This is a genomic window from Streptomyces sp. NPDC041784 (assembly GCF_055591025.1).
The window spans coordinates 288,922-297,638 of record NZ_JBVJAB010000012.1 but is presented as its reverse complement, the minus strand read 5'-3'; the positions used below and the strand labels follow the sequence as shown (position 1 = coordinate 297,638).

Sequence of the window (8,717 nt, the reverse complement as noted above, 5' to 3'; positions counted from 1 at the left end):
GGCTTTCCTCCGGGCGCTTCCCTTCGGTCTTGCGTTTCCGACTCTATCAGATCTTTTCTCGATCCGATTTCCTCGGTGCTTTCCAGGTTTCCGCTCTCGCGTTTTCCTTTCCGGCGGTTCCGACTCTATCAGATCCTTTCGGCGTCTGATTCCCAGTCAGAGGGGGTTGTCTTCCCGGCCGCTGGGCCGTTCCGACGAGTGAGACTTTAGCGGATTCCCGGCTCCCGAAGCCAATCGGGGGCTGCGTCCTTTCGAACGCGGATTCCTCATTTCGCGAATACGCATGCCAATGACACGACGGCAGACGAAACGACTGCTCGTCGAGGTGTGGTTGGTACTTGCGGAATGGCTGTCCGGGGACCGACCGGGGTCGGCGCTCACGTCGGACAACTCGGAGAACACTACGTATCCGCCGGGGGTGTGTCAACCCACGCCCCAGCAGCACTCTGGAGGCGTACCGTGTCCCCATGACTACGCGTACGTGCACGAGCACCCAGCTGTGGTGGGCCGCCTGACGGCGGCCGTGCTCACGTATGCGACAAACGGCCGCCGCCCCGGCGGCCGTTCTTGTTTCTCCCTCCAGGACTCCTGAGGGTCGGCCGGCCGGGACGGCGGCCTCGACCAGGAGGTGGAGTGGAGATGGCACGGGTTTTCAGCGGGATCAAGCCGACCGGGCATCTGACCCTGGGGAACTATCTGGGGGCCATGCGGCGGTGGGCCGAGGTCGATCAGCACCGGGCGGACGCGTTGTTCTGCGTCGTCGATCTGCACGCGCTGACCGTGGAGCACGACCCTGCGCGGGTGCGCCGGCTCAGTCGGCAGGCGGCGACGCTGCTACTGGCGGCGGGACTGGACCCCGAGTTGTGCACGGTCTTCGTACAGAGCCATGTGGATGAGCATGCGCGGCTGTCGTACGTGCTGGAGTGCGTGGCCAGTGACGGGGAGATGCGGCGGATGATCCAGTACAAGGAGAAGGCCGCCCGGGAGCGGGAGCGCGGGGGGAGTGTGCGGCTGTCGCTGCTGACGTATCCGGTGCTGATGGCGGCGGACATCCTGGCGTACGGGACCGACGAGGTGCCGGTGGGGGAGGACCAGACGCAGCATGTCGAGCTGACGCGGGATCTGGCGGTGCGGTTCAACCAGCGGTACGGGCGCACGTTCGTGGTGCCGAAGGCCACCCATCCGGTGGTGGCGGCGCGGGTGATGAACCTCCAGGAGCCGACTTCGAAGATGGGGAAGAGCGACGACTCCGGGCCGGGGATCGTCTATCTGCTCGATGAGCCGGACGTGGTGCGGAAGAAGGTGATGCGGGCCGTCACCGACAGCGGGCGGGAGGTCGTGTACGACCGGGTGGAGCGGCCGGGGGTCGCGAATCTGCTGGAGATCCTCGCCGCTTGTACGGGTGGGAACCCGGAGGATCTGGCGGCCGTTTACCAGTCGTACGGCGCTTTGAAGAAGGACACGGCGGAGGCCGTGGTCGAGATCCTGCGGCCGGTGCAGGTCAGGCACCGGGAGTTGTGTGCGGATCCCGCGTATGTGGAGGGGGTGCTTCGGGTTGGTGCGGAGAAGGCTCGGGGAATGGCGCGGCCGGTCGTGGATACCGCTTATCGCGCGATCGGGTTGCTGCCACCGGTGACGGACGGATCGTCCGGGGCCGTGGCGGATGAGGTGCTGAACGCGGCTCGGTAGGCGCGTGGGCTGGTGGCGAGGCGCGAGGCGAAGTGCTGGCGCATCGTGATCTCGCTGCCGAAGCCGGCGCGGCGGGCGACCTCGGGCATGGGGAGGTCGGTGCGTTCGAGGAGTTTCTGGGCTGTGGCGATGCGCTGGTCGAGAAGCCAGCGGAGGGGGGTGGTGCCGGTGGCGGCGGTGAAGTGGCGGGCGAAGCTGCGGGGGGACATACCCGCGTAGGCCGCCAGGTCGGCCACCGTGAGTGGTTCGTGCAGGTGGCGCAGGGCGTGTTCGCGTACGGCGGCGAGGGCGTCGGCGTCGCGGTCGGCGCGGGGCGTGGGGTGCTCGATGAACTGCGCCTGGGTGCCGGTGCGGAACGGGGCGGTGACCATCGAGCGGGCGATGGTGGCTGCTGCCTCGGCTCCGTGGGCCCGGCGGACGAGGTGGAGGCAGAGGTCGATGCCGGCTGCCGTTCCCGCGGCGGTCCAGATGTTGTCGTCCTCTATGAAGAGGACATCGGGGACGACGCTGACGTGGGGGTGGTGCGCGCGGAAGAGGTCGATCAGGTTCCAGTGGGTGATCGCCCGGCGGCCGTCGAGGAGGCCGGCCTGGGCGAGCGTGAAGGCTCCGCCGCAGAGGGCGGCGAGGGTGGTGCCGCGGGCGTGGGCGCGGCGTAGTGCGTCGAGGACGGGGGTGGGTGCGGGAGTGAGGTGGTCATCGAGGCCGGGCACGACGATCAGGTCGGCGCGGGGGAGCCAGGTGAGGGTGCGGTCGGGGTGGAGGGCCAGACCGCCGCGCATGGGGATGGGGGTGGTGTCGGCGGCGACGCGGCGCAGGTCGAAGGCGGGGGCGCCGCGGTCGGTGCGGTCGGTTCCCCAGACCTCGGTGATGACGGAGACGTCGAAGGCCCGGATACCCGGGAAGGCGACCAGCGCCACTCGGTAGGTCGGGGCTGGGGCAGGGGCCGCCATAGCTGTCGTGGCCGCCGTGGCCGCCGTGGCTGTCGTGATCGTCCTGGGCGTCGCGGTTGCCCTGGTCGTCGCGGTCGCCTTGTCTGCCATGGGTGGCAGTAAATCATCGATCGCTGGCTTTTGTACCGCTGGGCGGTGGGCGGGCCGGGCGGCACGATCGTGGGCATGGACATCGCGCAGAACGCAGTGCTGGTGGTCGTGGACGTGCAGCGGGGATTCGAGGAGGTGGGCTACTGGGGTACGCGCAACAATCCGGAGGCGGACGACAACATCGCCGCCCTGATCGACGTATGGCAGGCGACGGGGCGGCCGGTCGTGTTCGTACGGCATGACTCGTCGAAGCCGGATTCGCCGTTGCGGAGCGGGTACGAGGGCAACGGGTTCAAGGACTATGTGGAGCGGCGGCGCGGGCGGGGTGCGGGGGCCGAGCTGCTCGTGACGAAGTCGGTGAACTCCGCGTTTCTCGGGACGCCGGATCTGCATGCCTGGCTGACGGGCGAGGGGGCGGGCCAGATCGTGGTGGCCGGGATCCAGACGAACATGTGTGCCGAGACGACGGCGCGGATGGGCGGGAACCTGGGGTACGACGTGCTGTTCGCGTACGACGCGACGTACACCTTCGATCTGGAGGGGCCGTTCGGCTGGCGGCGGAGTGCGGAGGAGCTGGCCCAGGCGTCGGCGGTGTCGCTGCACGGGGGCGGCTTCGCGCGGGTGGTGACCACGAAGGAGATCGTGGCGGCCGCGGCCGCGTGATCCGCCGCCCCCTGGAGCGGGTCAGCTGTTGTTGCCGGAGGCCAGCTGGCGGCTGCGGTCGCGGGCGGCTTCGAGGGCGGCGATGAGGGCGGCCCGTACGCCGTGGTTCTCCAGTTCGCGGATGGCGTTGATGGTGGTGCCGGCGGGGGAGGTGACGTTCTCGCGGAGCTTGACGGGGTGTTCGCCACTGTCGCGGAGCATCGTCGCGGCGCCGATCGCGGACTGGACGATGAGGTCGTGGGCCTTGTCGCGGGGCAGACCGAGCAGGATGCCGGCGTCGGTCATGGCCTCGACCAGGTAGAAGAAGTACGCCGGGCCGGAGCCGGAGAGGGCGGTGCAGGCGTCCTGCTGGGACTCCGGCACGCGGAGGGTCTTGCCGACAGCGCCGAAGATCTCCTCGGTGTGGGCGAGGTGGTCGGCGGTGGCGTGGGTGCCGGCGGAGATGACGGACATGGCCTCGTCGACGAGGGCGGGGGTGTTCGTCATAACGCGGACGACCGGGGTGCCGGCGGCGAGGCGCTCCTCGAAGAAGGAGGTGGGGATGCCTGCCGCGCCGCTGATGACCAGGCGGTCGGCGGGGATGTGCGGGGCGAGTTCGTCGAGGAGCGTGCCCATGTCCTGCGGCTTGACCGTGAGGATGAGCGTGTCGGCGGTCTTCGCCGCCTCCGGGTTGGTGACCGGGGTGACTCCGTAGCGGGTGCGGAGTTCTTCGGCGCGTTCCGGGCGGCGGGCGGTGACGAGGAGGTCGGCCGGGGGCCAGCCGCCTCGGATCATTCCGCTGAGCAGGGCTTCGCCGATCTTGCCGGTGCCGAGGACTGCGACTTTCTGAGTCATGGTGCGGGGCCCTCCGGAGGTTGCGTCGTCCTTGTTCATCCTCCCATCGGGGGTGTGGGTGTGGCGTGGGTGTCCGGTGGGCGGACGGCGGTATTCGCTGCGCTCACCTCTGTCCGTCACGCCGTCCGGCGTCGTAGCGTCGCGGCGCCCAGGGTCAGGACCAGTAGCGCGCAGCCGCCGACGATCAGGGCGTCCCGTACGAAGGTGGCTGTCATGTCGGTGTGGTGGAGAACCTCGTTCATGCCGTCGACGGCGTAGGACATGGGGAGGACGTCGGAGACGGCTTCGAGGGCGGGGTGCATGGCGTCGCGGGGGGTGAAGAGGCCGCAGAGGAGGAGCTGGGGGAAGATCACGGCCGGCATGAACTGGACCGCCTGGAACTCGGAGGCGGCGAAGGCCGAGACGAAGAGACCGAGGGCGGTGCCGAGCAGGGCGTCGAGGAGGGCGACCAGGAGGAGGAGCCAGGGGCTGCCGGTGACGTCGAGGTCGAGGAACCAGACCGCGAGGCCCGTGGCCAGGGCCGACTGGATGATCGCGAGGGTGCCGAAGGCGAGGGCGTAGCCGGCGATGAGGTCGCCCTTGCCGAGGGGCATGGCGAGGAGGCGTTCGAGGGTGCCGGAGGTGCGTTCGCGCAGGGTGGCGATGGAGGTGACCAGGAACATCGTGATCAGCGGGAAGATCCCGAGGAGGGAGGCGCCGATGTTGTCGAAGGTGCGCGGGTTGCCGTCGAAGACGTAGCGCAGCAGGAAGAGCATCACGCAGGGGATGAGGATCATCAGCGCGATGGTGCGGGGGTCGTGGCGCAGCTGACGCAGGACGCGTGCGGCGGTGGCGGTGGTGCGGGAGAGGTTGAGGGCGCCGGTGGGGGCCGTGGGAGTGGCGGGGGCCGAGGTGGTCATCGGGTGGTCTCCTTCTCGCGGGCGGCCGCGGCGGCCTGGTCGACCAGGTGGAGGAAGGCCGTCTCGACGGTGTCGGAGTGGGTGCTTTCGCGCAGGGCGTCCGGGGTGCCGTCGGCGAGGATCTCGCCGTCGCGCATCAGGAGCAGGCGGTGGCAGCGCTCGGCCTCGTCCATGACGTGGGAGGAGATGAGGAGGGTGGCGCCGCGGGAGGCGGCGATGTCGTGGAAGAGCTGCCACAGGTCGCGGCGGAGGACGGGGTCGAGGCCGACGGTGGGTTCGTCGAGGACGAGGAGTTCCGGGGTGCCGAGGAGGGCGACGGCGAGGGAGACGCGGTTGCGCTGGCCGCCGGAGAGATTGCCGGCGAGGGCGTCGGCGTGGGTGGTGAGGTCGACGTCGGAGATGGCGCGGGTGACGTTCTCGTGGCGGCGGTCGGACGCGGCGCGGCCGGGGTCGAGGATCGCGGCGAAGTAGTCGAGGTTCTGGCGGACCGTCAGGTCGTCGTAGACGGAGGGGGCCTGGGTGACGTAGCCGATGCGGGTGCGCAGGGAGGGGTGGCCGGCGGGGCTGCCGAGGACGTCGAGGGTGCCGGCGACCTTGGCCTGGGTGCCGACGACGGCGCGCATCAGCGTGGACTTGCCGCATCCGGAGGGGCCGAGGAGACCGGTGATCTGGCCGCGCGGGACGGTGAAGTCGAGGGCGCGCAGGACGGTGCGGGGGCCGCGGACGACGGTGAGGTCGCGGGCGTCGATGGCGGGGCGCACGGGTTCGTGGCCGGTGGGGGCGGAGGACGCCGACCGGCTGTCGGGGGGTGGGTCGGAGGGCTCGCTCGTCGAATTCATCATGCGATGAATAATGCTCTCGGGGTGGTGGCTCGTCAACCCTCCAGGCTGGGTGGGGTGTGCGCGGCGGCGCAGGCGCGTGGCGGTGGGATTGGAGGCGGATGCTCCGGTTCCTTCGACTCTGTGTTCACACGGTGGGCACAGGAACCCGCCGCGGGGTCGGTCGTTTCAACTGACAATGGAATTCATGCGCGGTGAGGGCTACGGCCGCTGCCGCGCGGTTCGTCGCCGCGCCCTCCCCCGGTGCGGCGCGCCCACGCATCTCCCGTTCCCTACCGGAGGTGCTCCGTGTTGCGCCGTGGTGTCCACAAGGCCGATCTGTTCGCTTCCCTCGTCGTCTTCCTCGTCGCGCTGCCCCTGTGTGTGGGCGTCGCCATAGCGTCCGGTGTGCCCGCCGAGCTGGGGCTGGTCACCGGGATCGTCGGCGGGCTCGTCGCCGGACTGCTGCCCGGCAGCAGCCTCCAGGTGAGCGGGCCGGCCGCCGGGCTGACCGTGCTGGTGTACGAGGCCGTGCAGGCGTACGGCCTCCAGGTGCTCGGGGTGCTCGTGCTCGGGGCCGGGCTGGTGCAGCTCGGGCTCGGGGCGCTGCGGCTCGGGCGATGGTTCCGGGCCGTGTCCGTGGCCGTCGTGCAAGGGATGCTCGCCGGGATCGGGCTGGTGCTGGTCGCCGGGCAGGTGTACGCCCTCGGGGACGCGGCGGCGCCGGGGAGCGGGCTCGGGAAGCTCGCCGGGCTGGTGTCGCTGCCCGGGCGGGTGGATCCGGTGGCGTTGTCAGTGGGGGGTGCCACGATGGTCGTGCTGCTGCTGTGGGGTCGGTGGCGGCGCGGGGCGCGGCTGGTTCCGGCGCCGTTGGTGGCGGTGGCGCTGGCGGCCGGGGCGACCTGGGCGTTCGACCTGGATGTGCGGCGGGTCCAGGTGCAGGGGCTGTGGGATGCCGTACGGGTGCCGGAGGCGGCGGATTTCGGACGGCTGACGGAAGTGGGTGTGATCGGGACGGTCGTGGCGTTCGCGCTGATCGCGTCGGCGGAGTCGCTGTTCAGCGCGGCAGCGGTGGACCGGCTGCATGACGGACGGCGGACGGACTACGACCGGGAACTGATGGCGCAGGGCGCGGGGAACGCGGTGTGCGGGGTGCTGGGCGCGCTGCCGATGACGGCGGTCATCGTGCGGAGCGCGGCGAACGTACAGGCCGGGGCGCGGACGAAGGTGTCGCGGGTGCTGCACGGGGTGTGGCTGCTGCTGTTCACCGCAGTCGTCCCCGGGGTGCTGGGAGTCATCCCGGTCGCCGCGCTGGCCGGGCTGTTGGTGTACGCCGGGTGCAAGCTCGTGCCCGTGCGGGAGGTGCGGGCGCTGTGGCGCGGGCATCGGGGGGAGGTCCTCGTACTCGGTGTCACGGCGGTCGCGATCGTGGTGGGGAACCTGTTCGAGGGGGTGCTGATCGGGCTGGCGCTGGCCGTGGCGAAGACGGCGTGGGAGATCAGCCATGTGCATGTGGAGACGGAGGACCGGGGGGACGACGGGATCGTCGTGCGGGTGGTCGGTCATGCGACGTTCCTGCGGCTGCCGAAGCTGCTGGACGCTTTGGACGCGCTGCCCCGCGACCGGACGGTGCGGCTGGAGCTGGCGGGGCTGCGGCATGTGGATCACGCCTGCGCGGCGGCCCTGGAGGGGTGGGCGGCCACGCGGGAGCTGCGCTCGGCTGTCGCGGAGGGGGGTGCGGGTACGCCGGAGCGGATCGCGGAGGTGCGGCCCAACACATGAACGGACCCGGAACCTGTCGGCGGTCGGGTGCGGGTCTTCCGGGGCCGGTCGCGCCCGTGCGGCGGCAGCCGCACCTCGGCACAGCCCCGCGGCCCTGAGGGAGTTGCAGGCGTGCCTTTCCCAAGCGTCCTTCTTCACCACCGGGTCGATGCCGAAGCGGCGTTCGATGCGGTGCGCCTGGACTTCGATCCACGGACGTCGAGTGCGCCGGTGTTCCACCACGGCGCCGGCGCGCCGCCCGGAAACAGGACGCGCAGGGCCTCGGGGGTCAGGTGCGGCGGCGCTTCTTCGCGGGGTTGCCGGTGCGGCGGGTGGTGCGCTTCTCGTGCTGCTGCCGGGCCGTCTCGTACTCGGCGCGGTGGAGTTTCTCGCCGGGGGCCTCGGTGAGAGAGCGGAAGAAGTAGGCGACGAGCGAGCCGACGAAGCCGATGGCCAGCAGACCGCGGAGGGAGGCCTGGCGGTCGGGGTCGGGGCGCTTGGTGAAGCTCTCCCAGGTGTTGCGGAAGGCGAGGGCGCTGCAGATCGCGAACATCACGACGACCAGCAGGTTCACGAAGCCGCCGATGTCGGCGACGGCCAGGCCCTCGTAGGCGAAGCGTAGGACGAGGCAGGAGGCGGTCGTGGCGGCGAGCGCGCCGACGGTCACGCCGGCGCGGCGGACGGCGTAGCCCTGGTCGTGGTTCACCCAGGTCGTGCCGAAGAAGCGCAGGGGCTCGGGGCGGGGGGCGGCGGGGGCCGCCTTGCCCGCGGGGGCGGCGGGGGTGGGTTCCGGGGGGCCGGGCCGGCGGTCCGGGGAGTCGGCCCGCGTGTCCGAGGAGCCCGCCGAGGTGTCCGGGGTGCCGTTTTCGTCGCTCACGGGACGATTATGGCGCCGGGCGGGGCGGGGCTCCCGGGTGGGTCGTGGGGGGGGGGGGGGGGGGGGGGGAGGGGGGGGGGGGGGGGGGGGGGGGGGGGGGGGGGGTGGGGGGGGTGGGGGGGGAGGTGGGGACAAG

General features: G+C 71.3%; 8 protein-coding genes. 3 read left to right on the top strand and 5 right to left on the bottom strand.

The genetic code is table 11. The features are described 5' to 3' along the window. Window positions 1-639: 639 nt before the first annotated feature. Window positions 640-1,689, top strand: coding sequence for a tryptophan--tRNA ligase (trpS, locus tag ACZ6D7_RS26510; RefSeq protein WP_469495497.1), 1,050 nt, complete (start codon window positions 640-642; stop codon window positions 1,687-1,689). On the opposite strand, the gene ACZ6D7_RS26505 is transcribed toward trpS, so the two are convergent. Next, entirely contained in the window at window positions 1,605-2,639 is a 1,035-nt protein-coding gene (locus ACZ6D7_RS26505; protein WP_469495542.1) for a GlxA family transcriptional regulator, read from the bottom strand. The genes trpS and ACZ6D7_RS26505 overlap by 85 nt on opposite strands. A gap of 165 nt (window positions 2,640-2,804) precedes the next feature. Here ACZ6D7_RS26505 and ACZ6D7_RS26500 point away from each other — a divergent pair, with 165 nt between their 5' ends. Next, on the top strand, window positions 2,805-3,392 hold the full coding sequence (locus tag ACZ6D7_RS26500) for a cysteine hydrolase family protein (RefSeq protein ID WP_469495492.1): 588 nt from the start codon (window positions 2,805-2,807) through the stop codon (window positions 3,390-3,392). Window positions 3,393-3,413: 21 nt separating this feature from the next. Here ACZ6D7_RS26500 and proC read toward each other — a convergent pair whose 3' ends face one another. From proC to ACZ6D7_RS26485, 3 genes are all read right to left on the bottom strand, one after another. Further along, window positions 3,414-4,226, bottom strand: coding sequence for a pyrroline-5-carboxylate reductase (proC, locus tag ACZ6D7_RS26495; protein ID WP_469495490.1), 813 nt, complete (start codon window positions 4,224-4,226; stop codon window positions 3,414-3,416). A gap of 116 nt (window positions 4,227-4,342) precedes the next feature. Beyond that, window positions 4,343-5,125 (bottom strand): ABC transporter permease, encoded by a 783-nt coding sequence (locus tag ACZ6D7_RS26490; protein ID WP_469495487.1) that lies wholly within the window; start codon window positions 5,123-5,125, stop codon window positions 4,343-4,345. Further along, on the bottom strand, window positions 5,122-5,967 hold the full coding sequence (locus tag ACZ6D7_RS26485) for an ABC transporter ATP-binding protein (RefSeq protein ID WP_469495485.1): 846 nt from the start codon (window positions 5,965-5,967) through the stop codon (window positions 5,122-5,124). The genes ACZ6D7_RS26490 and ACZ6D7_RS26485 overlap by 4 nt, the downstream gene beginning before the upstream one ends. Window positions 5,968-6,255: 288 nt before the next feature. Here ACZ6D7_RS26485 and ACZ6D7_RS26480 point away from each other — a divergent pair, with 288 nt between their 5' ends. After that, window positions 6,256-7,725, top strand: coding sequence for a SulP family inorganic anion transporter (locus ACZ6D7_RS26480; RefSeq protein ID WP_469495482.1), 1,470 nt, complete (start codon window positions 6,256-6,258; stop codon window positions 7,723-7,725). A gap of 268 nt (window positions 7,726-7,993) precedes the next feature. Here the strand turns inward: ACZ6D7_RS26480 and ACZ6D7_RS26475 are convergent, their stop codons facing one another. Next, entirely contained in the window at window positions 7,994-8,581 is a 588-nt protein-coding gene (locus ACZ6D7_RS26475) for an EamA/RhaT family transporter (RefSeq protein WP_469495480.1), read from the bottom strand. Between the last annotated feature and the right edge of the window lie 136 nt (window positions 8,582-8,717).

Excerpts from the sequence above, each read along its gene's own strand:
- trpS (WP_469495497.1), top strand. The coding sequence starts at position 640 with ATGGCACGGGTTTTCAGCGGGATCAAGCCGACCGGGCATCTGACCCTG.
- ACZ6D7_RS26505 (WP_469495542.1), bottom strand. The coding sequence starts at position 2,639 with ATGGCGGCCCCTGCCCCAGCCCCGACCTACCGAGTGGCGCTGGTCGCC.
- ACZ6D7_RS26500 (WP_469495492.1), top strand. The coding sequence starts at position 2,805 with ATGGACATCGCGCAGAACGCAGTGCTGGTGGTCGTGGACGTGCAGCGG.
- proC (WP_469495490.1), bottom strand. The coding sequence starts at position 4,226 with ATGACTCAGAAAGTCGCAGTCCTCGGCACCGGCAAGATCGGCGAAGCC.
- ACZ6D7_RS26490 (WP_469495487.1), bottom strand. The coding sequence starts at position 5,125 with ATGACCACCTCGGCCCCCGCCACTCCCACGGCCCCCACCGGCGCCCTC.
- ACZ6D7_RS26485 (WP_469495485.1), bottom strand. The coding sequence starts at position 5,967 with ATGATGAATTCGACGAGCGAGCCCTCCGACCCACCCCCCGACAGCCGG.